Source organism: Spirilliplanes yamanashiensis (genome assembly GCF_016863475.1).
Lineage (GTDB): Bacteria > Actinomycetota > Actinomycetes > Mycobacteriales > Micromonosporaceae > Spirilliplanes > Spirilliplanes yamanashiensis.
Genome location: NZ_BOOY01000007.1, coordinates 75,707 through 99,382, shown reverse-complemented (window position 1 = coordinate 99,382; position 23,676 = coordinate 75,707). Strand labels below are relative to the sequence as shown.

Below are 23,676 nucleotides of genomic sequence, written 5' to 3'. Positions count from 1 at the left end.
GGGCGCTACACCAGGTCCCAGGCGAGCGGCGTGCCGACGGCCGCGTCCCGGGTGAACGTGCGGCCGAGCACGACGCCGATGGCGTCCGGGGCGAGCCCGCCCGCGGGGCGGATGGAGCGCACGTTGGCCTCGGTGACGACGTCGCCGGCCTTCACGTCGGCGACGACGTGCAGCGAGCGGCGGAACCGCAGCCCCTCGCGCTCGTGCTCGGTCGGGCCGACCCGGGTGCCGCCGAGCGCCAGCCAGGCGCGCTCGCTCTCGACCACGAGCGCGGCCAGCTCGGCCGGTTCCAGCGAGAACGCGGAGTCCACGCCGCCGTCGGCGCGCGCCAGGGTCACGTGCTTCTCGACGACGCTCGCGCCGAGGGCGACGGCGGCGATCGGGGCGCCGATGCCGTGCGTGTGGTCGCTCAGCCCGACGGGCACCCCGAACGCCTGCGCCAGCACCGGGATGCGGCGCAGGTTGCTCTCCTGCGGCGGCGCCGGGTACGAGGCGGTGCAGGCCAGCAGGCACAGGTCGGTGCAGCCGGCCTCGCGGGCGGCGTCGACGGCCGCGCCGATCTCGGTGAGGGTGGCCATGCCGGTGGAGATGATGAGCGGCTTGCCGGTGGACGCGACGAGCCGGATCAGCGGCAGGTCGACCAGCTCCGACGACGCGATCTTGTACAGCGGCGCGTCCAGCTTCTCCAGCAGGTCCACGGCCGTCGGGTCGAACGGGCTGGAGAACGCGGTCAGCCCGTGCTCCCGCGCCCGGGCGAAGATGACCTCGTGCCACTCCCACGGGGTGTGCGCCTTGGAGTACAGCTCGTACAGGTGCTGCCCGCCCCACAGGTCGTGGCCGCTGGACAGCCGGAACCGCGGGTCGTCGACGTTCACCGTCAGCGTGTCCGCCGTGTACGTCTGCAGTTTCACCGCGTGCGCGCCGGCCTCGGCGACCGCGTCGACCAGGGCCAGGGCCCGGTCGAGGTCGCCGTTGTGGTTGCCGGACAGCTCGGCCACGATGTACGGCCGACCGCCTTGCTCGAACACTGCTACCGCCTCACGGTGAGCCGGTCGGCGGCGCGCAGTTCGGTCCGGACGACCTCCTGCGGCACCCCGTCGACCGGGCGCTGATGTCTGTCGGTCTCGCGGAACCCGAACCGCCGGTGCAGGGCCAGCACCGGGGTGTTCCAGGCGAGCGTCTCGCCGGTGAGCCGCTCCAGGCCCAGCACGTCGAACGCGTACCCGATCGCCTCGCGCTCCAGCTCCAGCCAGGCGGGCAGGAACTCGCGGCGCTCCGTCAGGCCCGCCACGTCGAGGTAGTAGCCCCAGGTCCCGTCTGCCTCGATCGTCACGACGCCGGCCGGCCGGCCCGCGTACTCGAAGATCAGAATGCGGTCGCGGCCGCCGCCCGCCCACCACGCCGCGTGGTCGGCGGCGCCGATCTCGTGCGTGGTGAAGCTGGCCTGCCGCACCTCGGGGTGGTTGCGCCAGGCGAGGACCGGGTCGCGGTCGGCGTCGGCCGCGGGTCGAAGCACGGGCTGCCCTCTTTCGGTTCGGGAGGCCGTCACGCTATGCGCCGGGCATGGCCGCGGCACGAACCGAAGGTGACATCTGGGTGGCCTGGCGGCGACCCGGGCGAACGCCCCTTTTGTCCCTTATCGTGGAGCGGTGAGCGAGCGACGGCGGGTGAGCCGCAGGCAGCTGATCGCCGGCTTCGGGGCGGCCGGCGTGGGCGGGGTGCTCAGCGGGGTGCTCGGCGGGGTGCTCGCCGGGTGCTCCGGCGGCGGCGCGCCGGCCGGCACCGCACCGCCCTCGGTGGCGCCGCCCGCCACCACCGCGCCGGGCGACGACGACGACCTGAGTTCGCTGTTCGCCGGGTCCAGCGTGTGCGCGCTCACCACCGCCACCCCGGCGGGGCCGTACTACTACGACGCCGGCCGGATCCGCTCCGACGTCCGCGAGGACCGGGCCGGGGTGCGCCTGCGCCTGGTGCTGAAGGTGCAGGACAGCGAGAGCTGCGGGCCGCTGCCGGGCGCCGTGGTGGAGATCTGGCACTGCGACGCGGCCGGGCTGTACTCGGGGGCGGAGGCGGTGCCGCCGGCCGGCGCCGCCGCGAGCGCGCCCCCGTCAGGCGCCCCGGCCGCGACGGCGAGCCTGCGGCCGGTCGGCCCGCGGCGCTACCTGCGCGGCGCCCAGGTCACCGACCCCCGCGGCATCGTCGAGTTCGTCACCGTCTGGCCCGGCCGGCAGCGGGGCCGCACCCCGCACGTCAACGTCATGGTGCACGCCGCCGACGCCCCGGTGCTCACCACCCAGCTGATGTTCCCCGAACGGCTCAACGACGCCGTGTTCGCCCGGGCCCCGTACCCGCCGCGGGCCGGCGCGGAGACGACGAACGCCACCGACCCGGTCTACGACGACAGCATGCTGCTGAAGGTCACCCGCGAGTACGACGGCTACCTGGGCGTCCTCATCCTGAGCGCGGACGCCGACCGCGACGGCCGCTGAGGGGAGGCGGCCGCCGCGGTCGGGTCGGGACGGATCAGAACGCGGTCAGCTCGATCGCCGCGGTCTGCGGGTCGCCGCTGTGCACCAGCGACTCCTGCGCGGCCACGTCGTCGAACGCGAAGCCGTACGCCTTGCCGTCGACCATCTGCTCGTGGATCAGCTTCGAGTAGTGGTTCGTCAGCTCGTTGTCGTAGAACTCACCGGCGTCGGTGACCGGCTCGACCGGTGCGGTGCCCAGCGTGGAGCGGTGCAGGGCGGCGCACAGGCTGCGCGCGATCGGGCCGACGACCAGGTCGTTCGGGGCGGCCAGGTTGCCGTCGCAGCCCCACACGTCCGCCGTGGACGGCTTCTGGATCTCGGCGACCTGCGCGCCGCTGCCGTCGGTGAACGTCATCGTGTCGCCGGAGGTGGTGCCGTAGAACTTCGTGTCCGGCTGCTCCTTGAACGGCGCGACCGTCAGCTTCTCCGAGCCGTACGCGGCCCAGGCCTCGTCGATGTACGGGTCGAGGTAGTTCGGGTCGAAGTCGCCGGAGTCGGCGCCCTTGCCCGGGGCCAGCACCCGCAGCACCTCGCCGTCGGGGCCGGTCTGCACGAGGTCGCCGAAGCCCTCCTCGGCCTTCAGGCCCTCGATGACGGCGTCGCGGCCGCCCGGCTTCAGCTCGCCGGTGCGCAGGGTCTCACCGTCGGAGCCGGTCACCTCGACGGCGTGCGGCACGGCGAAGTGGTCCACCTGCGAGCTGTTGAGCCACAGGCCGGCGTCGTTGTAGGTGAACTCCGACCAGTCGAACAGGATGTCGCTGTTGGCGTCGCCGTCGGCCCACGGCGCGGGCTGCACGAGGCCGCCGTCCTGGCTGAGCTTGAAGTCGAGCTTGTCGCCGAACGACATGTAGATGCGGGCGGACAGGCCCTTCGGGATCTTCAGGGTGCTGCTGGCGCCGTTCGCCGGGCCGGGGATCGAGACGTCCGGGGCCGCCACGGGCGGGTTGGCGCCGCCGCTCCACGCGGTGAAGGTGCCGGCGGAATCGACGTAGCCGAGCTTGCCGGTGTCGATGTTCGTGCCGAGCACGTACAGGTGGACGGACTCGCCGCGGCCCGAGTTGTTGGTGACGGTCAGCGGCAGCACGTCGGGTCCGGCGGCCTCGGCGTCGGGGATGGCCATGGCGACCACGGGGGTGGCGATGACGGCGGCCGCGATGCTGCGGAGGACGGTCTTGTTGAGGCGCATAGGCACCTTCCTGCTCGGCCCGTGAGGACGCGGGGGGCTGCGTCCGGCCGGGCTGCGGTGAGGTGGGCACGGCGGGGGGCAGCCCGGGCCGTCACTCTCCGCTAACCCGAGAGTGCTCGTTCTGGATCTTGTTGTGACCGCCGTCATATGTCAACCGCACCTCGCGCGATTGCCGCCGATAAATGCGCCGCGACCTGGGGAAACATCCCCGAAATAAACCGATGCAGCGGTCGGCGCCCAGCTCAGGGCCCGTGCGGGGGTGCGGCATCCTGCCCCGGCGCCGGGTTTCGCGCATCTCGGGAGCGAATATTCCCCGGACGATTTCCGGGCCGCCGGCGGGGCCCGCGAGAGCCGTCCCGCACCGTCACGCAGGGGTCGCCTTGTGTGCGGGCAGTGATGGTGGAGATAATTTTCGGTGTCGGCTCAAGCCCGCGAAAGGAATTGCCATGACGGAGGGCGGCTTCCTCGGCCGGGTCCGCACCGAGCTGCCGACCCTGCCCAGCGCGCTGCAACGCGTCGCCGAGCGGATCCTCGACGAGCCCGACCGCACCGCCCGCGGCACCATCGTCGACCTCGCCCAGCGCGCCGGCACGTCCACCGCCACCGTCACCCGGTTCTGCCGGGTCTTCGGCTACCGCGGCTACTCGGAGCTGCGCGTCGCCGTCGCCGCCGCCACGGGGCGGGCCGCCCAGGCCCGCTGGGACACCGACATCGACCGCGAGATCGGCCCCGACGACGACCTCGCCCACCTGCGCGGCGTCGTCGCCTCCGCCGACACCCGGGCCATCCAGGACACCGCCGAGCAGGTCGACCTCGCCGCCGTGGAACGCGTCGCGGGCGCCGTCGGGGCCGCGGGCCGGGTCGAGCTGTTCGGCTTCGGCAGCTCCGGCACCGCCGCCCGCGAGATGGCGTTCCGGCTCGAACGCATCCGGGTGCCCTGCTGGTTCCGCGCCGACCCGCACACCGCCCTCACCAACGCCGCCCTGCTCGGCCCGCAGGACGTCGCCATCGGCATCTCGCACAGCGGCCGCACCCGCGAGGTCATCGAGATGCTGACCGAGGCGTCCGCGCACGGCGCGCTCACCGTCGCCGTCACCTCCTTCCCCCGCTCCCCCGTCACCCAGATCGCCGACGTCGTGCTCACCACCGCCGCGCCTGAGTCCACGTTCCGGCTGGCCGCCCTGTCCGCCCTGCACTCCCAGCTGCTCGTGCTCGACCTGGTCTACGTGGCCGTCGCGCAGCGCACCTTCGAGCGCACCCTGGACGCCTTCGAGCTCACCGCCCGCGCCGTGCAGGGCCACCGCCTGCCCGAGGACTCGGGCCGGCGCCGCCGCCGCTCCTGACGCAACCCGCAGCCCCGCGTACGCCGGATCGACACCGGCGATTCACCGGCGGGCCGCCCGCCGCTCCTACGGTGCGTCCTCATGCCCCCGACACCCGAGGTCAGCGTGGTCGTCCCCACCCGCGGCCGGCCCGACCTGGTGACCCGCGCCGTGCGCAGCGCGCTCGCCCAGACGATGGACGCCGTCGAGGTGATCGTGGTGGTCGACGGCCCCGACGACGCCACCGTCGCCGCGCTGGCCGCGATCGGCGACGACCGGCTGCGCGTCGTGCCGCTGGCCGAGAGCGGCGGCGCACCCCACGCCCGCAACGTGGGCGCCGCGCACGCCCGCGCCGAGTACACCGCGTTCCTCGACGACGACGACGAGTTCCTGCCCGAGAAGCTGGCGACCCAGCTCAAGGTGGCCCGCGACGCCGACCGGGCGCTGCCCGTCGTGGCCAGCCGGCTCATCAACCGCACGCCGCGCGCCGACTCCGTGCTGCCGCGCCGGCTGCCCGCCGACGGCGAGCCGATCAGCGAGTACCTGACCGTGCGGCGCGGCCTGTTCTACGGCGACGGGTTCATCCAGACCTCCACCATCCTGGCGCCGACCGAGCTGCTGCGCCGCGTGCCGTTCACCGTGGGCCTGCGCCGGCAGCAGGAGCTGGACTGGACGCTGCGCGCGGTCGCGCACGACGACGTGCAGCTGCTGTTCGCCGACGAGCCGCTCGTCGTCTGGCACCAGGACGAGGACCGCGACCGGATCAGCCTGCACGCGCCGTGGGAGGGCCAGCTCGCCTGGCTGCGCGGCATCCGGCACCTCGTCACGCCGCGCGCGTACGCCGCGGTCATGCTCAGCGTCATCGGCTCGATGGCCGCGCCGACCCGCAGCCCGCGAGTGTTCCGCGAGCTGCTGCGCGACGCCCGGAGGCACGGCCGGCCCGGCGCCCTGGACTACCTCACGTACCTGCAGATCTGGCTGCTGCCGCCGGGGCTGCGCGGCCGGGTGCGCGACCTGCTGCTGGGGCGCAAGCGGGCCGATGGGTAGGACCGTCGTCGTCTGGCGCAGCCTGCTGCTGCCCGCGTCCGAGACGTTCGTGCGCCACCACGGGGCCGCGCTGGCGACCTGGCGGGCCGCGTACGTCGGCGCCGTGAAGGTGCCGTCGCACCTCGCCGCGGACGACGACGTCATCGCGCTGCGCCGGGCCGGCTGGCTGTGGCTGCGCCTCACCGGCCGGTCCCGGCGGCTGCGCGCCGCCCTCGCCGCGCAGCGCCCCGCGGTCGTGCACGCCCACTTCGGCGGCGACGCGTGGCTGGTCAGCGGCGAGGCCGCCCGGCTGGGGGTGCCGCTGGTCGTCACCCTGCACGGGCTCGACGTCACCGCGCAGGCCGCCGCCCCGGGCTGGCGCGGCCGCCGGCACCGCCGCCACCTGCGGGCGGTGTTCCGCCGGGCCGCCGCCGTGCTCGCCGTCTCCGAGCCGATCCGGGGCCGGGCCGTCGCGCTCGGCGCCGACCCCGCCCGGGTCCGGGTGCACCACACCGGCGTCCCGCTGCCGCCGGCGCCCGAGCCCGTCGCGCCGGCGTGGGACGTCGCGTTCGTCGGCCGGTTCGTCGCCAAGAAGGGCGTCGCCGACCTCATCGAGGCGCTGGGGACGCTGCCCGGCGTGCGGGCCGTGCTGATCGGCGACGGGCCGCTGCTCGCCGCGGCGCGGGAGCGGGCGGCCGCGCTCGGCGTCGACGCCACGTTCACCGGCGCGCTGGACCCCGCCGGGGTGCGCCGGCACGTGGCCGCCGCCCGGGTGCTCGCCGCGCCGTCGCGCACCGCCCCGGACGGCGACACCGAGGGCCTGCCCACCACGATCCTGGAGGCCGCCGCGCTGGGCGTGCCCGCCGTCACCACGGTCCACAGCGGCATCCCCGAGGCCGTCGTGGACGGCGAGACCGGGCTGCTGTCCGCCGAGGGCGACCACGCGGCGCTCGCCGTCCACATCGGCAAGCTGCTCGCCGACGACGCGCTGCGCGCCCGCCTCGGCCGGCAGGCCCGCCGGCACGCCGAGGCGCACTTCGACCTCGCGCGGCAGAGCCGGGCCCTGGAAGCGCTGTACGAGGCGGTCAGCTGACATGCACCACGCCAACCACTACTACGGCCACTCGCACGTGCTGGCCCGCTGGTGCGGCCTCGACCCCCGCCGCCCGCCGCGCATCCGCGGCTACCTGCAGCACGGCTGGAACATCGGCGACGGCATGGCGGGCGACCACTCCTACGTGCCGGGCGTGCCCACGCTCGTCTGGTCGGAGCGCACCCGGCGGCGGGCGTGGGCGCTGGGCCGCCACGACACCTACGTCGTCGGGGCGCCGTGGGCGTACCTGCTGCGGATGAGCCCGGAGCCGGACGCCCCGCGCGAGGGCACGATCTGGTACCCGTTCCACGGCTGGGAGGGCCAGCGGGTCGTCGGCGACCACGCCCGGCTCGTCGACGAGATCCGCGCCACCGAGCCGGGCCCGGTGACGGTCTGCCTGTACTGGCAGGAGTTCCAGTCGCCCCGGCTGCGCCGCCGCTACGAGCGCGCCGGGTTCCGCGTCGTGTGCCACGGCTACCGCGGCGGCCGCTACCGCGACCTCGACCCGGACTTCCTCGACCGGCAGCTCGCCGAGCAGCGCCGGCACGCCCGCGTCGCGTCGAACCGGCTCAGCAGCGCCGTCCTGTACGGCGCGCTGGCCGGCTGCGAGCCCGCCGTCTACGGCGACCCGATGGTGCTGGAGAACGAGGACCCGTCGCTGGGCGGCCAGGACCGCATCCGCCGCGAGTGGCCGGAGCTGCACGGGCCGCGCCCCGACCCGGCGGCCGCCCGGGCCGTCGCCGCCGCCGAGCTGGGCGCCGACCGCCTGCTGCCGCCCGCCGAACTGCGCCGCATCCTCGGCTGGCCCGACGAGTACCAGGAGACCTACGTGGACGACGCCGCGCTGCCCGGGATCCGCCGGTGAACCCCCGGCTGATCGGCGGCGAGATGCCGGTGTGGACCGACCGCGACCCGGTGCGCGGCGCCGCCCTCGTCCCGCTGCTGGCCGCCGCCGCGCGCGGCCGGGTGCTGGTCGCGGGCCCGCACGACCCCGCCCTGCTCGACGCGCTGCCCCCGGCCGACCTGACGCTGCTGGTGCGCGGCCTGCCGGACGCCCGGCGGCTGGCCGAGCGCTACCCGGACGCCACGGTGTGCTGCGGCGACCTCGCCAAGCTGGCCGCCGAGCCGCCCTTCGACACGGTCGTCGCCCTCGACGGGCTGGGCCGGCTGTCGTCCGCCGAGGCGGAGCCGCCGCCGTGGGCCGAGGCGTTCGCGCTGCTGCTCGGCGCGCTGCGCCCCGGCGGCACCCTGCTGCTCGGCGTCGAGAACATGGTCGGCACCCACCGCCTGATCGCGTTCGCGCCGGACCCGGCCACCGCCGGCTGGTCCCCCGCCGACACCCACGACCCCGGCCGGCCCGCCGGGCTCGACCGGCTCCGCGCCCACCTCACGGCCGCGGGCCTCGGCACACCCGCGGTGTACGCGGCGTGGCCGTCGCCGGCCGCCCCCGAGGTGCTGCTCGGCGAGGCCGCGTGCGCCGACGACGACCTGCGCGGCTGGGCCACCGCGGCGCTGGCCCGCGCCTGCCGCACCACCGCGCCGGCCCTGACCGACCCGGCCCGGCTGGCGGTGGACGCGCTGCGCCACGGCGCCGCCGCCCACCTGGCGCCGGCCTGGATCGTGACCGCCCGGCGGGGCGACACCGGCGCCGACACCGATGTCGCCGCCGTGGCCGGCGCCGAGGTCGTGCGGCGCCGCGACGGGCACTGGTGGCGGCACCGGGCGGGCGGCGCCGAGCGGGTGCCCGCCGGGCGCACCCTGACCGAGGTCGTCACCGCGGCCGTGCTGCGGCGCGACCTGCCGGCGGTGCGCGAGGCGCTCGGCGCCTGGCAGGACAGCACCGCCGCGGGCGTGCACGCCGACCAGATCGTCGTCGACCGGGCCGGGACGCTGACCGCCCTGGCCGCGCCGGGCGACCCGGTGCTGGCCCTGCACGCGCTCGCCGCGGACCTGCTCGGCGGCGGCCTGCCGCTGCCCTGGCCCGGCCCGCTCGACGAGGCCGGGCTGACCCGGCTGCTCGCCGCCATGACCGGCCGCGACGTCGACCCGCCCACCGGCACGCCGCGCCGCACCGGCCCGCTCACCGTCCGGGAGCTGACCGCCGAGCGCGACCGGCTCGCCCGCGAGCTCGCCGACGCCCGCGCCCAGGCCGCCTGGCGGGAGCGGGCGCTCACCGAGCGGGAGACCGCGCTCGACCAGGCGTGGCGCCTCGTCGCGCTGCTGAGCGACACCGGGCCGGCCCGCGCCGGGCGCGCCCTGCTCGGTGGCTTCAAGGCGGCCCGCGGCACGGCCCGGGCGGTGGTGCGCCGCCTGCGCTGACGGGGGCCCCGGCGCGGTTACGCTCGGGTGATGACCGTCAGCGGGCTGGTGCTGGCCGCCGGGGGCGGCCGGCGCTTCGGCGGGCCGAAGGCGCTGGTCGCGTACCGGGGCGGTCTGCTCGTGGAGCGCGCCGCCGCCACCCTGCGCGCGGCCGGGGTCGCGCGCACCGTGGTGGTGCTCGGCGCGGCGGCCGCCGAGGTGCGGGCCCGGGCCGACCTGGGCGGCGCGGTCACCGTCGAGAACCCGGACTGGGCGACGGGCCTGGCGTCGTCGCTGCGCGCGGGCCTGGCCGCCCTCGCCGACGCCGATGACGTCGACGCCACCGTGGTGCTGCTCGTGGACATGCCGGGCGTCACCCCGGCGGCCGTGCGGCGAGTCGCCGCCGGCGCCACGGCGGGCAGCCTGGTCACCGCCGGGTACGGCGGCCGCCGCGGCCACCCGGTCGTCCTCGGCCGCGACCACTGGGCCGGCGTCGCCGCAACCGCCACCGGCGACGCGGGCGCCCGCGACTACCTGCGCGCCCACGCCGTGACCGTCGTCGACTGCGCCGACGTGGCCGACGACCGCGACATCGACGTGCCCGCCGATGCGTGACGTGCTGGAGCCGCTGCTCGGCTGGTGGCGCGACGGCGGCACCGCCGCCCTGGCCACCGTCACCGCCACCTGGGACAGCGCGCCCCGCGAGGTGGGCGCGGCGATGGCCGTCGGGCCGGACGGCACCGTGGCCGGCAGCGTCTCCGGCGGCTGCGTCGAGGCAGCCGTCTACGAGGTGTGCCGCGAGGTCGCCGCGTCCGGCCGGCCCACGACCGTGCGCTACGGGGTGAGCGACGACGACGCCGGCGCCGTCGGCCTGACCTGCGGCGGCACCATCGAGCTGTACGTGGAGCCGGTGTCGCGCGCGACGTTGCCGCAGCTGCCGGAGCTGGCCGAGGCGGTCGCGGCCGGCCGCCCGGTCGCCCTGGTCACCGCGGCCGACGGCACCCACCGGCTGACCGCCCCCGGCGCGGCCGGCCACCTCGTGCGGGAGTTCCTGCCCCCGCCCCGGTTCCTCGTCTTCGGCGCCACCGAGCACGCCGCCGCGCTGGCCCGCGCCGCCGCCCTGCTCGGCTACCGGGTCACCGTGTGCGACGCCCGGCCGGTGTTCGCGACCCCCGAGCGGCTGCCCGGCGCCGACGAGGTCGTGGTGGCGTGGCCGCACCGCTACCTGACCGCCGAGGCCGCCGCCGGCCGGCTCGACGCCCGCACCGTCGTCTGCGTGCTCACCCACGACCCCAAGTTCGACGTTCCGGTGCTGGCCGCCGCCCTGCGCCTCGACCTGGCGTACGTCGGCGCGATGGGCTCCCGCCGCACCCACGACGACCGGCTGCGCCGGCTGCGCGAGGCGGGCGCCGACGACGCCGCGCTGGCCCGGCTCGCCTCCCCCATCGGCCTCGACCTGGGCGCCCGCACGCCCGCCGAGACGGCCGTCAGCATCCTGGCCGAGGTGGTGGCGCTGCGCCGCGGCGGCACCGGCAATCGCCTGACCGCCACCCGGGGGCCCATCCACGCCCCCTAGGCTCGGCGCGTGCTGCACCTGCGGATCATCGTGCCGAGCGACAAGACCACCCGGGTCGCCGACCTGCTCCAGGCCGACCGGGCCGTCACGAACGTGATCGTGCTGCCCGGCGCGGCCCGCTCCCCCGCCGGCGACGCCGTCGTCTGCGACGTGGTGCGCGAGGGCGCGAGCAACCTGCTGGCCGCGCTGCGCGAGCTGGGCGTCGACCGCGACGGCTCGATCATGATGGAGCGCGTCGACACGGTGCTGTCGCGCTCCGCCGAGCGGGCCGACCGCCGGGTCCCCGGCTTCGGGGTGGACGCGGTGGTGTGGGAGGAGATCGAGCACACCACCGGCGAGGAGACCCGGCTGTCGGCCGCGTACCTGACGTTCCTCACCGTGGCGACCATCCTCGCGGGCATCGGCGTGCTGCTCGACCAGCCCATCCTCATCGTCGGCGCGATGGTCGTCGGGCCCGAGTTCGGCCCGCTCGCCGCGCTGTGCGTCGGGCTGGTGCGCCGCCGGGGCGCGCTGGTGCGCCGCTCGCTGGTGGCGCTGGGCGCCGGCTTCCCGATCGCGATGGCCGCCACCGTGCTCGCCACGTGGGGCCTCGACGCCGCCGGCCTCGTCGAGCGGTCGATGCTGACCGACCCGCGGCCGCTCACCGACTTCATCTGGCGCCCCGACGCCCTGTCCTGGGTGGTCGGCGTCCTGGGCGGGGTCGCCGGCATGCTGTCGCTGACCTCGGCCAAGGCGGGCACGCTGGTCGGCGTCCTCATCTCCGTCACCACCGTCCCGGCGGCCGCGAACGCGGCGGTGGCGCTGGCCTACGGCGTACCGGACGAGGCCGCCGGCTCGGCGGTGCAGCTGCTCGTCAACGTGGCCGCCATCGTCGCGGCGGGCGTGCTGACCCTGCTCGTGCAGCGGGTCGCGTGGCGGCGCCCCCGCTGATCAGCGCCGCCGGACGTGCCAGCGCGGCCGCGCGGGCTCGTCGTTGTGCACCACGACGTCGGCGCGCCCGGCGGGGCGGCACTCCGCCGCGTAGCGCCGCTGGGACGGCTGGTACCGCTCGCGGAAGAACCGCTCGACCTCGGCGGTGGACCCCAGCCGGTCCAGGTCCCGGGTCCGCGCCCGGTCCAGGGTCCGCTCGAACGACGCGGCCACGTGGATGCGCAGGTCCCAGCGGTCGTCCAGCTCGGGGCGCAGCAGGAACACCCCGTCGAACACCAGCACCGCGCCCGCGCCCGCGGTCCGCGCCGGCGGGGAGACGACGGCGTCGGTGGCGCGGTCGTAGCAGGCGTCCCGGTACCGGCGGTCGCCGCCGGGGCTCAGCGGCCCGAGCAGGTACCGGTGCAGGGCGCCGAGGTCGAAGGAGTCCTCGTAGCAGCCCTCGGGCGAGTACGGGCCGCGCCGGTAGCGCTCGGCGCGGGGCCGCAGGAAGCCGTCGATCGAGGCGCGGACGACCTCCCGGCCGCGGGCGCGCAGGACCGCCGCCAGCTCGTCGGCCAGTGTGGTCTTGCCCGCGGCGGGCGCCCCGTCGACCGCGACCCGCACCGGGTGCGCGGCCGCCACGGCGCCGGCCGCGTCCGCCAGCCGGTCGAGCAGCTCGCCGCGGGCGCCCGTGTCCACGCCTACCGGGCCACGTCGTCGTCGGGGGTGGACAGGAAGGCGTCCAGCTCGGCGCGGCGGGGCAGGCCCTCGCAGTCGCCGGGGACCGTCACCGCGTACGCGCCCACCGCGATCGCCGTGCGCAGCCGCTCCGCCGGGGACGCGCCGGCCAGCCGGGCGGTGAGGTAGCCCGCCACGAAGGCGTCGCCCGCGCCGACCGGGTCGACCACGGTGACGGCGACGGCGGGCAGGTCGTGGCGGTCGCCGTCGATGACGGCGGTGCAACCGTTCGCGCCGTCCTTGACCACGGCCTCGGCCGGGCCGAGGGCGGCCAGCGCGCGGGCCAGCTCCGCGGCGGGCTGCCCGGCGGGCTGACCGGCGCCGCCCAGCACGAGCCGCGCCTCGGCGGGCCCGGCGAAGACGATGTCGGCCTGCTCGACCAGCTCGCGCAGCACCGGCGCGGCGGTGGCCCGGTCCCACAGCTTGGCCCGGTGGTTGACGTCGACCGACACGGGCACGCCCGCGGCGCGGGCCACCCGGACGGCGTGCCGGACGGCATCGCGGGCCGAGTCGCTCAGCGCCGGGGTGATGCCGGTGACGTGCAGGACGCCGGCGGCCGCCACGACGGCGTCCGGCACGTCGGCCGGGGCGAGCCGCGACCCGGCGCTGCCGGCGCGGTGGTAGTCGACGTGCAGGGCGCCGCCGGAGCGGCGGTGCCGGACCATCAGGCCGGTGAAGCCGGGGTCGCGCACGGCGACCGTGTCGACGCCCTCGGCGGCGAGGCGGCGGGCCACGAGGTCGCCGGTGGCGTCGGCGCCGACCCGGCCGATCCAGGTGGCGCGGCCGTCCAGGCGGGCCACGCCGACGGCCACGTTGCTCTCGGCCCCGCCGATGCCGAACGAGAAGCCGCGGGCGTACTCGAGCGGGCCGATGCCGTCGGCGGCGACCAGGCCCATCGTCTCGCCGAGGGTGACCAGCCCGCCGGCCGGGCGGCCGGTCATGCGGCGCGCGCGGCGCGGACGGCGGCGACGGCGCGGCGGGCGCGCTCGCGCAGGGCGGCCAGGTCGCCGCCGGAGCCGGCGTCGCCGAGCAGCGGCCCGCCGAGGCCGACGGCGACCGCGCCGGCGCCCAGCCAGGCGCCGATGTCGTCGAGGCCGATGCCGCCGGTCGGCATGATCCGCACGTCCGGCAGCGGCCCGCGCAGGTCCTTGACGTAGCCCGGTCCGACGGCGGAGCCGGGGAACAGCTTCACGACGGGCGCGCCGCCGCGGTGCGCGGCCAGCACCTCGGTCGGGGTCAGGGCGCCCGGGTACGTGGGCACGCCGGCCGCCGCCCCGGCGGCGCTCACCTCGGGCACGAGCGCGGGCGCGACGAGGAACCGCGCCCCGGCGTCGGCGCAGGCGCGGGCGGCGTCCGCGTCGAGCACGGTGCCGGCCCCGACGACGGCGTCGCCGGCCAGGTCGCGGGCGAGCCCGGCGATGGCGTCGAGCGCGCCGGCCGAGGTGAGCGTCACCTCGATGGCGGTGACCCCCTCGGCGACGAGGACGTCGGCGATCGCGGCGAAGCGCCCGGCGGAGGAGGCGCGCAGCACGGCGACGACTCCGCTGTGCAGCACGGCCTCGGTGGCCGGGTCGATGGCGTGTCCGGTCATGCAGCTCACTCCGGCCTATCGGGTCCACAAGACGTCGCGGGCATGATCGACGGTACCGTCCCCCGCACCCGGCGCCGCAGGCCCCGCCGGGATCGCCCGATCGGACGTTGACCTCCACTGTGGAGGCGCGGTGGGATGGGGCATGTCCCGCCGCCTCCTGCCGTGCCTCCTGCTGGCCGCGTCGCTCGCGCTCGTCGCGCCGCCGGCGTCCGCCGCCGCCGACCCGGGCCGCCGCGCGCCGGCCGCACCGGGCACGCCCACCGCCACGAACGGGTTCTCCTCGATCACCCTCACCTGGTCGCAACCGGCCGCCGGTCGCCGGCCGCACCACTTCCGGGTGTACGAGGGCGACACGGTCGTCGCCCGCAACACCACCACCCACGTCACCGTGACCGGGCTGGGCTTCGGCACCACCCACACCTACCGCGTCGCCGCGGTCGCCCACGACGGCACCGAGTCGGCGCTGAGCGCCCCGGTCACCCGGCACGTCTGGGTGTCCGGCATGCAGCCGCAGTGCCAGCCCGGGCCCGGCCCGCTGACCGTCGCCGACGTCGGCCCGACCGCGTTCTCGCTCAGCTGGCCGGCCGGCGAGACGCCCCGGCACGTGCGCGTGACGGTGGCCGGGCGGCAGCTCGACACCGCCGAGTCGTCGCTGCGCGTCGGCGGCCTCACCCCGGGCACGGCGTACACGGCCACGATCCGGCCCCTCGACTGCCCCGGCCCGCCGTGGCCCGGCACCCTGCACGTCACCACCCCGGCCGGCCCGGGCGACGCCCCGGCCGCGCCGGCCGGGCTCGCGGTCACCGGCTCCACCGACACCGGCGTCGACCTGGCCTGGACCCCGCCGGCCGGTGGCGCCGCCCGCTACGCCGTGTGGTCCGGCACCCGCCTGGTGACCACCACGAGCCGCCCGTCGGTCCGGCTCACCGGCCTGTGGCGCGACACCGTCCGCACCGTGGCGGTGAGCGCGCTGAGCGGCTCCGGCGCCGAGTCCGCCGCGACCCCGCCGGTCGAGGCCCGCACCCAGCGCTGCGCCCCCGCCACCCCCGCCCCGGTCGACGTGGCGGCCACCGCGGTCACGGCGTCGTCGGTCTCGCTGACCTGGACGTCGGTCGTGGAGGCGTCGACCTTCGTGGTCACCGACGGCGACCGCCAGCTGGCCACCGTCGCCGGCCCGTCGGCGCACCTCAGCGGCCTGCCGCCGGCCACCCGCCACCGCCTGCGCGTGGTGACCCGCCCGGCCGGCTGCCCCGACTCGGCCCCCAGCCGCACCGCCCGCGTGCGCACCGCCGCCGGCCCCGCCGACCGCCCTGCCGCCCCGGCGGACCTGCGCCCGGTGGGCGGCTGGCCCGCCGAGCAGGGCATCGTGGCGGTGCAGTGGACGGCCCCGCCCGGCGACGTCGCCGCGTACCGGATCTACGAGGGCGCCACCCTGGTCGCCACCACGACGGCCACGGCGTGGACGGGCCAGTTCCCGCCCGCCACCACCCACCTGCTGTCGGTGGTGGCGGTGGACGCGGCCGGCAGCGAGTCGGCGCCGAGCAACGCCGTCCAGGTCACGGCGAGCTTCTTCGCCCCGCCGGCACCCCCGCCGGGCGGCCCCGGCGGTCCCCCGCCGCCGCCCCCGGGCGTCTGATCCCGCGCGTGACCGGCCGGCTTAGCCGGTCGGTCACGCCGCCGGTGTCAGTGGCGCAGGCGCAGGCGGTCGCGCCACGGGGGTGGGGCGTCCGGCAGGGCGGGCGGTTCGGGCTGGATGTCCAGTTCCGCGCGGACCGCACGTTCCAGGTCGTGCAGGACCAGGGGCACGTGGTTGAGCACCTCGACGAAGTCGCCCGCCGGGCGGTCGTCGTGCAGGTCGCCGACGAGCTTGTGGACGGCCAGGGCGGCGTTGCGGACCTCGTTGCCCGCCAGCAGCCGGGCGCTCATCAGGGTCGGGCCGATCTCGTCCTGGTAGCGCAGGGGGTCGGGTTTCACCACGCCGTCGGCGTAGTCGCGGCGCAGGCGGGCGATGATGCGTTCGTACGCCGACAGCAGGCCGACGTACGCATCGCGGCGCTCGTCGTACCAGAGGCGGCGGCGTTCCACGGCGCGGGCCGCGGACACGTGCCGGGCGGTGACGAGCTGGGCGACCAGGGCGCCGGCCAGCGCGAACACGCCGGCGACCAGGGGGAGGGCCCACCAGGGGACGGAATTCACCAGCCCACCGTAGCGACGTCCCGGCAGGCCGCGCTCACGCGACCTGGAAGGAGCGCCGGGACAGCCCCATCCAGAATCCCTCGATCGTGGTGGCCGCGGGGGTCTCCGGGGCGGTCGCGGCGCCGAGGGTGACGAACAGCGGGGTGAAGTGCTCGACGGTGGGGTGGGCGTACGGCAGGCCGGGCGCGGTGCGCGCGTAGTCGGCGAGGGCGGCGACGTCGCCGGCGGCGAGGGCCTCGGCGGCCCAGGCGTCGAAGTCGCGGGACCAGCCGGGGGCGGGGGCGGTGCCGAGGAAGTCGGCGCGGCGCAGGTACGGCAGGCCGTGGGTCATGAAGCCGGAGCCGACGACGAGGACGCCCTCGGCCCGCAGGTCGCGCAGCCGCGCGCCCAGGGCGAGCAGCCGGTCGGGGTCGTGGGTGGGCATCGACAGCTGCAGGACGGGCACGTCGCCGTGCGGGTACATGACCTTGAGCGGCACCCAGGCGCCGTGGTCGAGGCCGCGGGTGGCGTGGGTGTGCACGGGTTCGGTGGCGGGCATGGCGGCGGCGACGCGGCGGGCCAGCCAGGACGCGTCGGGGGTGCGGTACTGCATGCGGTAGTACCGGGGGTCGAAGCCGCCGAAGTCGTACACCAGCGGGGTGCCCGCGGCGGGCGCGGACAGGCTCAGCGGCGCGGACTCCCAGTGCGCGGAGACGATGAGGACGGCCTTCGGCTTGGGCATGCGCTGCGCCCAGGCGAACAGCTGGTCCATCCAGCCGGCGTCCTCGAACAGCGGCGGGGCGCCGTGGCTGAGGTAGAGCGACGGCAGGGCGGCGTCGCCGTCGGCCCACCGCGGCTGGGTCCCGCTGGCGGCGAGCGCGGCGGGCAGGAAGGCGTCGAAGGGGTGCATGACCTCACGGTACGTCGAGTTACTTGACTCTTCAAATAATTGTGAGGACGGTGTCGAGCAGATCACCCGGGCTCAGGGCCGCCCCCCGCGCCCGCAGCTCCGCCAGCCGCTCGGGGCCGAGCCGCTCGGCCACCGCCGCCCGCGCCCGGGCCAGGCGCTCGGCCTCCGCCCGGAACAGCCGGGGGTCCTCGCCGAGCGCGCCGTCGACCAGCGCCGCGGGCTCGTCGGCGCCGATGCGGGCGAGCAGCACCAGCAGGTTGCGCAGGGCGGTCGCGTGCAGGGTGTCGTTGCCGGTGCGCCGCCAGTGCGCGAGCACGTCGCGGAAGCCCGCCAGCACCGGCGCCGGGTCGCCGTGCCGGCTGCGGATCGCCATCTCCGCCGTGCCCGCCGCCCCCTCGAACAGCCGGCAGTCGACGGTGCGGGCCGTCGCCGCCGCCTGGCGCAGCAGCTCCACCGCGCGGGCGGGTTCGTGGTCGCCCAGCGCCTCGCCGAGGGCGTACGCGGCCAGCGCGTTCGCGGTCGGGTTGCCGGACGCCGCGGCCACCCGCACCGCCTCCTCGGCCAGCCGCACGCCCCCGGCGACGTCGGCGGACCACGCCCGCACCATCGCCGCCCCGCACAGCCCGAACGCCTCGAACGCCGGCAGCCCCCGGGCGCGGCCCAGCTCGGCCACCGCCTCGTAGTGCGGCAGCGCGGCGTCCGCGTCGCCCTCGACCAGGGCGGCGTCGCCGAGCACGTTGTGCGCCCACGACACGTCGCCGCCCAGGGCCAGCGCCCGCTCGCCGAGGGCGCGCGCCTCGGCCTGGTCACCGCGGCCCCACGCGTGGGTGCCGGCCGCCGCGAGCGCCACCGGCAGCCGCGGGTGCGGCACCTCCGGCACGCCGACCGCCCAGCCCAGCACCTCGTAGCGCTGGCCGTGGTAGCCGTACCAGGCCATGGCGGCGGCCAGCCGCACCCGCAGCTCCGGGCCGGCGGCGCGGCGGGCCAGCCGCAGCTCGGGCAGCAGCGCGGTCAGGGCCCGCACCGCGGTCGCCTCGTCCGGGCCCGCCAGGGTGGCGTCCAGCTCCTCGGCGACGGCGACGACGGCCGCCGCGTGCCGGCCGGCCAGGTCCTCCCCCGCCTCGCGCAGCCGCTCCGCCGCGTACGCCTTGACGGTCTCCAGCAGCCGGAACCGGCCCGGCGCGTGCCGCGCCACCAGCGACCGGTCGACCAGGCAGGCCACCAGCGGCGCGACCCGGGCACGGGGCAGCTCGTCGTCCGCGATCACCCGCTCGGCCAGGTCGAGGGTGAACCCGGCCGCGAACACCGACAGCCGCCGCAGCGCGCGCCGCTCGGCGTCGTCGAGCAGCCCGTACGACCAGTCGACCAGCGCGCGCAGCGTGCGGTGCCGGGGTTCGCTGGTGCGCCGGCCCCGGCTGAGCAGTTCGAGCCGGTCGTCGAGGCGGTCGCGCAGCCCGTCCAGGCCCAGCGGCCCGGCCTGCACGGCGGCCAGCTCGATGGCCAGCGGCAGGGCGTCCAGCCGCGCCACGATGTCGTCGACCGGCTGCGGGTCGGCCGGGCCGAGCCCCGCCCGGTCGCGGAACAGCCGGGCGGCCGCCGGGGCGGGCAGCGGCTCCAGGGTCAGCACCCGCTCGCCGTCGGCGCGCAGCCGCTCCTGGCTCGTGACGGCGACGACCGCGGCGGGCGCGGCCGCGCGCACGTGCTCGACCAGCTCGGCGGCCGGGTCGACGACGTGCTCGCAGTTGTCGAGCACCAGCACGGTGCCGGCGCGGGCGGCGGCCGTGCCGACCGCGGCGAGTAGGTCGTCGCCGGGCCCGGGACGGGCGCCGAGCCGGACGGCCACGGCGTGCAGCAGGTCGTCGCGGCCGCGCACGTCCGCCACGTCCACCCAGGAGACGGCGCGGTCGAGGCCGGCGACGGTCTCGGCGACCAGCCGGGTCTTGCCCACCCCGCCGGGCCCGGTCACCGACACCAGGCCGGGCTGGGCCAGCAGCCGGGCCAGCTCGGCGCGCTCGTCGCGGCGGCCCACGAAGGACGACCCGCGCACGGGCACCCCGGCCGCCACCGCGGGCGCGACCGCGGACGCCGCGGGCGCCGGGTCCGGTGGCGCGGCGGCCGGCCCGAGGTCGCCGCGCAGCAGCGACCGGTGCAGCTCCGCCACCGACGGCGCCGGGTCCAGGCCCAGCTCGTCGGTCATGGCCGTGCGGTACGCCGCGTACACGTCGATCGCCTCCGCGGGCCGCCCGCACGCCGCCAGGGCGCGCAGCAGCAGCCCGGTCGGCCGCTCCGCCGCGGGCTCCTCCGCGACCAGCTCGCGCAGGTCGGCCAGGGCGTCGCCGGGGCGCCCGGCGGCGAGCAGCGCGGCGGCGCGGTCCTCCCGGGCGGTGCGCCGCAGGCCGGCCAGCCGCACCGCCCACCCCCGGGCGAACGAGTCGGCGAACACGGGCGTGCCCCGCCACAGCGCGAGCGCCTCGTCCAGCCGCCCCGCGCGCAGCAGCCGCTCGAAGCGCACCGCGTCCACGTCGTCGGGGCCGACCGCGAGGCGGTAGCCGGCCGGCTCGTGCAGCACGGTGTCCGGCCCGCCCAGGGCGCGCCGGACCCGCGCGACGTGCGACTGCAGGCTGTTCAGCGCGGCCGGCGGCGGGTCGTCGCCCCAGAGCGCGTCGACCAGCCGGTCGACGGGCACCGGGGCGCCGCCCGCCATCGCGAGCACGGCCACGACGGCGCGCTGCCGCGCGCTCGTCAGCTCGACCGCGCCGCGCTCCGTGCGCACGTCCAGCGGCCCGAGCAGTCCGACCCGCACCCTGTCCTCCCCCGGCTCGCCTCCCGTTGCAGCACAGTGTGGACCGTTCAGTGCGCCAGCCGGTAGAAGCGGAAGAAGTCGTTCGGCACGTCCAGCACGTCCGCCTCGGTGAACCCGGCCGCGGCGGCCCACGCGCGCAGCGTGTCCGGGCGCAGCGCGGTGCCGTGCGCCGTCGGGCCGTTCTCCGCCCGGGTGGCCGGCAGGCAGTGCAGGACGCTGAACGCCAGGATCAGCCGCTCCACCGGCTCGGCGCCCGGGGTGAACCGCTCCAGCGCCTTGTCGTCGGCCACCACCACCATGCCGCCCGGGGCCAGCGCCGCCCGGGCCGCGCGCAGCGTGCCGACCGGGTCGCTCATGTCGTGCAGCGCCTCGAAGATCGTGACGACGTCGTAGGAGCCGGTCACCTCGGCGGCGTCGCCGCGGGTGAACGACACCCGGTCGGCCACGCCGGCCGCGGCCGCGGTGCGCCGCGCGCCCGCCACCGACGCCTCGTCCAGGTCGACGCCGCGCACGGTCACCGACGGGTACGCCAGCGCCATCGCCACCGACGAGTGCCCCAGCCCGCAGCCGAGGTCGAGCACGGCCGCGCCGGTCAGCTTCTCCACCAGGCCCGGCACCGCCGGGAACCACTCGGTGGCGAGCTGGTGGGCGAACATCGGCCGGTTGAACCCGGCGATGCCGTGCCGGATGTGCGGGCCGAAGTCGGCGTACGGGACGCCGCCGCCGCTGCGGAACGCCTCCTGGACGCCGTCCAGCGTGCTCGCGAGCCCGTGCGCGAGCCCGGCCGGGGTGCCGAAGTAGAACGGGCTCGCCTCGTCCAGCAGCACCTCGGCCGTGCCGGCGTCGAGCGCGTAGCGGCGCGCGTCGGGCGCGGCGGCCGCGTCGTCGACGCCGAGCAGGCCGGCGGTGGCCTGCTGCTCCAGCCACTCGCGCGCGTACCGCTCGTCGGCGCCCGCGGCCTTGGCCAGCTCGGCGGCCGTCAGGGGCGCGGCGCGCAGCGCGGCGTACAGGCCGAGCTGCAGGCCCAGGTGGACGGTCTGCAGCTCCATCGCGCCGAGAAGGCCGTCGAAGAGGCGGTCGGCGAGGGCTGCGCGGGGGTCGGTCATGGTTCCTCCTCGTGGGTGTGGGAACCACGCTGCGCGCCGGCACGTGCAGCCGGCGTGCCGCCCGCGTGCAGCCGCGACCCCGGCGCCCCCTAGCCGGCGGCGCCGGGCCGCACGGCGGCGATCCAGTCCCGCTCGGCGACCTCGGCGGGGCGGGGCGGGCCGTACAGGTAGCCCTGGATGAGGTCGCAGCCGAGCGCGCGCAGCCAGTCCCGCTGCACCTCGGTCTCGACGCCCTCGGCGACCACCTGGTGGCCGAGCGCGTGCGACATGGCCACGACGGCGCGCACGATCGGCTCGCCGGGGCCGCCGGCGCCGACGTCGCGGATGAAGGCGCGGTCCACCTTGACGACGCCCACGGGCAGCCGGCCCAGGTAGCTCAGCGACGAGTAGCCGGTGCCGAAGTCGTCGATGCACAGGGTGACGCCGAGGGCGCGCAGCTCGCCGAGGGTGCGCAGGCAGGCGTCCAGGTCCTCCATGAAGCCGGACTCGGTGATCTCCAGCCAGAGCGCCTCGGCGGGCAGGCCGGTGCGGGCGAGCACGTCGCGGACGGTGTCGGCCAGGCCGGGCTCGCGCAGCTGCCGGACGGCGAGGTTCACCGAGACGTGCAGGCCGGGCCGGGCGGCGCGCCAGCGCACCAGCTGGGCGGCGGCCTCCTCCAGCAGCCAGGCGCCGTGCGCGACGATGAGCCCGGTGTCCTCGGCGACGGGGATGAAGCGCAGCGGCGACACGGTGCCCAGCTCGGGGTGCTGCCAGCGCATCAGCGCCTCGAAGCCGGTCAGCTCGTCGGTCGCCGCGTCGACGATGGGCTGGTAGTGCACGGACAGCTCGCCGCGCTCGGCGGCGCCGCGCAGCGCCTGCTCCAGGCCCATCCGGGCCTGCACCTTCTCCCGCAGGGAGCTGTCGAACAGCGCGTAGCGGTTGCGGCCGGAGTCCTTGGCCTCGTACATGGCGGTGTCGGCGTCGCGGATCAGCTCCAGCGCCTCGCCGGCGTCGGCGGCCGCGCGGGCCACGCCGATCGACGGGGTCACGACGACGTCGCCGACGGACAGCCGGAACGGCCGTTCGAAGTCGCGCACCAGCCGCCCGGCGAGCGACTCGGCGAGCTCGCGGTGGGCGGTGGTGGCCATGGCGATGACGAACTCGTCGCCGCCGACCCGGCACACCAGGTCCTCGTCGCGGACCAGGCTCGCGAGCCGGCCCGCGACGGCGCACAGCAGCTCGTCGCCGACCCGGTGCCCCCAGTGGTCGTTGACCAGCTTGAACCGGTCGATGTCGAGGAACAGCAGGCTGATCTCCTGGCCGTCGGCGTTGGCGCGGGCGCCCCACTCGCGGACGGTGGCGGCGAGCAGCTCCCGGTTCGGCAGGTCGGTGAGGGCGTCGTGGGTGGCCTGGTGCCGGGCGGTGGCCTCGGCGCGGGCGCGGGAGTTGTTCGACCGGACGATGCGGAACACGACGGCGGCGGTCAGCGCGACCGACAGCGCGGTGCGCACCACCGCGTTCCACACGGTGGTCGGCGGCGACAGGGTGGTGAGCAGCGCCGGCGTGACCAGCACGGCGGCGAGCGTGGCGGTGCGGGTGACGCTGAGCCCGCCGAGCCGCTCCGGCTGCGGGTCGGCCAGCGTGGCCGCCGACGGGTGCAGGGCGGCCAGCGCGACGCAGAGGAAGGCCAGCACGAACAGCGCGTCCAGGTGCAGGTCGGTCAGCCCGGCCAGGCGGCCGTCCTCGCGGACGGCGAACATCAGGTCGCCGCAGAACATGGCGGCGACGGCGCCGGTGAGCAGCCAGACGGCGGGGGTGCGGCCGGCGCCGCTGAGCAGCAGGTGCGCGCCCACGGTCAGCAGCACCACGTCGACGATCGGGAACAGGGCGTTGACCAGGTTGGGCAGCGTCGAGGTGCTGGTGGACAGCATCGGCGCGATGAGCGACGACCAGACCAGCAGGCCGACGCCGAGGCCGATGAGCACCGCGTCGAGCCGGGCCGGCTCGTCCGAACGAGGGCGGCGGCGGCGCAGCAGGTCGAGCAGGACGTGCCCGATGAGCAGGTAGCCGGGCAGCACCAGGGCGTCCGGGATCATGGCGACGGGCCGGACGGGCGTCTCCGCGGCGCCCGGCACGACGGCGCGCAGCAGCAGCCCGCCGAGGAACAGCAGGATCGCCACGGACAGCAGCCGCCACGGCCGGGCGGCCGCCCCGGTCGCGTGCCGGCGCACGCCGGTCCACAGGCCGGCCCCGCACCCGATCATCAGCAGCAGGAACAGCGGCACGGCGGCGGCCGGCGGCACGACCAGCAGCAGGGCGATCCCGAGGCAGCCGAGGCCGGCGGCGAGCCAGAACAGCCGGGCGGGGTCGGCCCCGCGGCCCCGAGGGGGACGCGGGGTCGCTGGGGCTCCTGTCACCTACTCCCGTTCGGCAACC

General features: G+C 77.3%; 21 protein-coding genes. 10 read left to right on the top strand and 11 right to left on the bottom strand.

The genetic code is table 11. From position 1 onward, the window contains the following. Nucleotides 1-5: 5 nt before the first annotated feature. Both pseI and Sya03_RS06705 read right to left on the bottom strand, forming a co-directional pair. Complete coding sequence (gene pseI / locus Sya03_RS06710; RefSeq protein ID WP_203937310.1) at nt 6-1,028, bottom strand: pseudaminic acid synthase; 1,023 nt, start codon at nt 1,026-1,028, stop codon at nt 6-8. 2 nt (nt 1,029-1,030) lie between these two features. Beyond that, complete coding sequence (locus Sya03_RS06705) at nt 1,031-1,516, bottom strand: GNAT family N-acetyltransferase (RefSeq protein WP_203937309.1); 486 nt, start codon at nt 1,514-1,516, stop codon at nt 1,031-1,033. 133 nt (nt 1,517-1,649) lie between these two features. On the opposite strand from Sya03_RS06705, the gene Sya03_RS06700 reads away from it, so the two are divergent. Then, entirely contained in the window at nt 1,650-2,489 is an 840-nt protein-coding gene (locus Sya03_RS06700; RefSeq protein ID WP_203937308.1) for a peptidase associated/transthyretin-like domain-containing protein, read from the top strand. 34 nt (nt 2,490-2,523) lie between these two features. Here Sya03_RS06700 and Sya03_RS06695 read toward each other — a convergent pair whose 3' ends face one another. Continuing rightward, complete coding sequence (locus Sya03_RS06695) at nt 2,524-3,714, bottom strand: glycoside hydrolase family 64 protein (RefSeq protein ID WP_203937307.1); 1,191 nt, start codon at nt 3,712-3,714, stop codon at nt 2,524-2,526. A gap of 446 nt (nt 3,715-4,160) precedes the next feature. Here Sya03_RS06695 and Sya03_RS06690 point away from each other — a divergent pair, with 446 nt between their 5' ends. The 8 genes from Sya03_RS06690 (at nt 4,161) to Sya03_RS06655 (ending at nt 11,959) form a co-directional block, all read left to right on the top strand. Continuing rightward, nucleotides 4,161-5,057 (top strand): MurR/RpiR family transcriptional regulator, encoded by an 897-nt coding sequence (locus tag Sya03_RS06690; RefSeq protein ID WP_203937306.1) that lies wholly within the window; start codon nt 4,161-4,163, stop codon nt 5,055-5,057. Nucleotides 5,058-5,138: 81 nt separating this feature from the next. Then, the gene (locus Sya03_RS06685) at nt 5,139-6,083 is read left to right on the top strand and encodes a glycosyltransferase family 2 protein (protein ID WP_203937305.1); all 945 of its coding nucleotides are present in this window, start codon (nt 5,139-5,141) and stop codon (nt 6,081-6,083) included. Then, nucleotides 6,076-7,155 (top strand): glycosyltransferase, encoded by a 1,080-nt coding sequence (locus Sya03_RS06680; protein WP_203937304.1) that lies wholly within the window; start codon nt 6,076-6,078, stop codon nt 7,153-7,155. The genes Sya03_RS06685 and Sya03_RS06680 overlap by 8 nt, the downstream gene beginning before the upstream one ends. A 1-nt stretch (nt 7,156) precedes the next feature. Then, nucleotides 7,157-8,020 (top strand): hypothetical protein, encoded by an 864-nt coding sequence (locus Sya03_RS06675; protein WP_203937303.1) that lies wholly within the window; start codon nt 7,157-7,159, stop codon nt 8,018-8,020. After that, nucleotides 8,017-9,474, top strand: a complete 1,458-nt coding sequence (locus Sya03_RS06670) for a class I SAM-dependent methyltransferase (protein WP_203937302.1) — start codon at nt 8,017-8,019, stop codon at nt 9,472-9,474. The genes Sya03_RS06675 and Sya03_RS06670 overlap by 4 nt, the downstream gene beginning before the upstream one ends. A gap of 30 nt (nt 9,475-9,504) precedes the next feature. Further along, the gene (locus Sya03_RS06665) at nt 9,505-10,068 is read left to right on the top strand and encodes a nucleotidyltransferase family protein (protein ID WP_203937301.1); all 564 of its coding nucleotides are present in this window, start codon (nt 9,505-9,507) and stop codon (nt 10,066-10,068) included. Beyond that, nucleotides 10,061-11,029, top strand: a complete 969-nt coding sequence (locus Sya03_RS06660; RefSeq protein WP_203937300.1) for an XdhC family protein — start codon at nt 10,061-10,063, stop codon at nt 11,027-11,029. Before Sya03_RS06665 ends, Sya03_RS06660 begins: the two co-directional genes overlap by 8 nt. Nucleotides 11,030-11,038: 9 nt before the next feature. Beyond that, a complete protein-coding gene (locus Sya03_RS06655; RefSeq protein ID WP_203937299.1) occupies nt 11,039-11,959 on the top strand; it encodes a DUF389 domain-containing protein in 921 nt (306 codons plus the stop codon). Here the strand turns inward: Sya03_RS06655 and Sya03_RS06650 are convergent, their stop codons facing one another. Genes Sya03_RS06650 through Sya03_RS06640 form a run of 3 tightly spaced genes read right to left on the bottom strand, consistent with a single transcriptional unit; the run spans nt 11,960 to nt 14,267 of the window. Further along, nucleotides 11,960-12,637, bottom strand: a complete 678-nt coding sequence (locus tag Sya03_RS06650; protein WP_203937298.1) for a nucleoside/nucleotide kinase family protein — start codon at nt 12,635-12,637, stop codon at nt 11,960-11,962. It abuts the gene before it with no gap. A gap of 2 nt (nt 12,638-12,639) precedes the next feature. After that, on the bottom strand, nt 12,640-13,617 hold the full coding sequence (locus Sya03_RS06645) for a sugar kinase (RefSeq protein ID WP_203937297.1): 978 nt from the start codon (nt 13,615-13,617) through the stop codon (nt 12,640-12,642). After that, complete coding sequence (locus Sya03_RS06640) at nt 13,614-14,267, bottom strand: bifunctional 4-hydroxy-2-oxoglutarate aldolase/2-dehydro-3-deoxy-phosphogluconate aldolase (RefSeq protein WP_203937296.1); 654 nt, start codon at nt 14,265-14,267, stop codon at nt 13,614-13,616. Before Sya03_RS06640 ends, Sya03_RS06645 begins: the two co-directional genes overlap by 4 nt. A 142-nt stretch (nt 14,268-14,409) precedes the next feature. Between Sya03_RS06640 and Sya03_RS06635 the strand changes: the two genes are divergently transcribed. Further along, nucleotides 14,410-15,903: a fibronectin type III domain-containing protein gene (locus tag Sya03_RS06635; protein WP_203937295.1), complete on the top strand. Its 1,494-nt coding sequence runs from the start codon at nt 14,410-14,412 to the stop codon at nt 15,901-15,903. 47 nt (nt 15,904-15,950) lie between these two features. Here the strand turns inward: Sya03_RS06635 and Sya03_RS06630 are convergent, their stop codons facing one another. The 5 genes from Sya03_RS06630 to Sya03_RS06610 all read right to left on the bottom strand — a co-directional run bounded on the left by Sya03_RS06630 (nt 15,951) and on the right by Sya03_RS06610 (nt 23,657). Then, complete coding sequence (locus Sya03_RS06630; protein WP_203937294.1) at nt 15,951-16,463, bottom strand: hypothetical protein; 513 nt, start codon at nt 16,461-16,463, stop codon at nt 15,951-15,953. Nucleotides 16,464-16,497: 34 nt separating this feature from the next. Continuing rightward, nucleotides 16,498-17,352, bottom strand: a complete 855-nt coding sequence (locus tag Sya03_RS06625) for a dioxygenase family protein (protein ID WP_203937293.1) — start codon at nt 17,350-17,352, stop codon at nt 16,498-16,500. 31 nt (nt 17,353-17,383) lie between these two features. After that, on the bottom strand, nt 17,384-20,155 hold the full coding sequence (locus tag Sya03_RS31475; protein WP_203937292.1) for an AfsR/SARP family transcriptional regulator: 2,772 nt from the start codon (nt 20,153-20,155) through the stop codon (nt 17,384-17,386). Nucleotides 20,156-20,202: 47 nt separating this feature from the next. Next, complete coding sequence (locus Sya03_RS06615) at nt 20,203-21,261, bottom strand: class I SAM-dependent methyltransferase (RefSeq protein WP_203937291.1); 1,059 nt, start codon at nt 21,259-21,261, stop codon at nt 20,203-20,205. A gap of 89 nt (nt 21,262-21,350) precedes the next feature. Beyond that, a complete protein-coding gene (locus Sya03_RS06610) occupies nt 21,351-23,657 on the bottom strand; it encodes a putative bifunctional diguanylate cyclase/phosphodiesterase (RefSeq protein ID WP_203937290.1) in 2,307 nt (768 codons plus the stop codon). Between the last annotated feature and the right edge of the window lie 19 nt (nt 23,658-23,676).

Bases quoted from the DNA above. Each gene is read 5' to 3' on its own strand.
- Sya03_RS06645 (WP_203937297.1), bottom strand. From the start codon at position 13,617: ATGACCGGCCGCCCGGCCGGCGGGCTGGTCACCCTCGGCGAGACGATG.
- Sya03_RS06660 (WP_203937300.1), top strand. From the start codon at position 10,061: ATGCGTGACGTGCTGGAGCCGCTGCTCGGCTGGTGGCGCGACGGCGGC.
- Sya03_RS06625 (WP_203937293.1), bottom strand. From the start codon at position 17,352: ATGCACCCCTTCGACGCCTTCCTGCCCGCCGCGCTCGCCGCCAGCGGG.
- Sya03_RS06695 (WP_203937307.1), bottom strand. From the start codon at position 3,714: ATGCGCCTCAACAAGACCGTCCTCCGCAGCATCGCGGCCGCCGTCATC.
- Sya03_RS06690 (WP_203937306.1), top strand. From the start codon at position 4,161: ATGACGGAGGGCGGCTTCCTCGGCCGGGTCCGCACCGAGCTGCCGACC.
- Sya03_RS06665 (WP_203937301.1), top strand. From the start codon at position 9,505: ATGACCGTCAGCGGGCTGGTGCTGGCCGCCGGGGGCGGCCGGCGCTTC.
- Sya03_RS06680 (WP_203937304.1), top strand. From the start codon at position 6,076: ATGGGTAGGACCGTCGTCGTCTGGCGCAGCCTGCTGCTGCCCGCGTCC.
- Sya03_RS06675 (WP_203937303.1), top strand. From the start codon at position 7,157: ATGCACCACGCCAACCACTACTACGGCCACTCGCACGTGCTGGCCCGC.
- Sya03_RS06685 (WP_203937305.1), top strand. From the start codon at position 5,139: ATGCCCCCGACACCCGAGGTCAGCGTGGTCGTCCCCACCCGCGGCCGG.
- Sya03_RS06635 (WP_203937295.1), top strand. From the start codon at position 14,410: ATGTCCCGCCGCCTCCTGCCGTGCCTCCTGCTGGCCGCGTCGCTCGCG.
- Sya03_RS06640 (WP_203937296.1), bottom strand. From the start codon at position 14,267: ATGACCGGACACGCCATCGACCCGGCCACCGAGGCCGTGCTGCACAGC.
- Sya03_RS06615 (WP_203937291.1), bottom strand. From the start codon at position 21,261: ATGACCGACCCCCGCGCAGCCCTCGCCGACCGCCTCTTCGACGGCCTT.